Origin of the sequence: Staphylococcus pasteuri (assembly GCF_030547725.1) — a bacterium.
GTDB lineage: Bacteria > Bacillota > Bacilli > Staphylococcales > Staphylococcaceae > Staphylococcus > Staphylococcus pasteuri.
Map to the genome: position 1 here is coordinate 1 of NZ_JAUOQO010001122.1, position 230 is coordinate 230.

Below are 230 nucleotides of genomic sequence, written 5' to 3' on the forward strand. Positions count from 1 at the left end.
GGCTTGTTTAGCCTGAGCTTGGCGCTGGCTTACGGCATCTTGTGCTTGGCTTAGTTGCTCGGCCAGGGCGTCTACTTTTTCTTCCCACCAAGCCATTTTCTCTAACTTGGCTTCTTGATGTTGTTCGCGGATCTCTTCGAGATACTCTTGATGCTGAGACTGCGCGTTTTGCAGGTAGCTTTTAAGTTTGGTCTGCTGCTCGCGCGCTTCACTTTGGCGCTGTTTAAGGG

1 protein-coding gene is annotated in these 230 nt (G+C 51.3%); it reads right to left on the bottom strand.

Annotation, left to right across the window (positions count from 1 at the left end; genetic code table 11):
- Positions 1-230: hypothetical protein (locus Q4528_RS16620; protein ID WP_303522908.1), on the bottom strand; the 230-nt coding region annotated here is incomplete at both ends.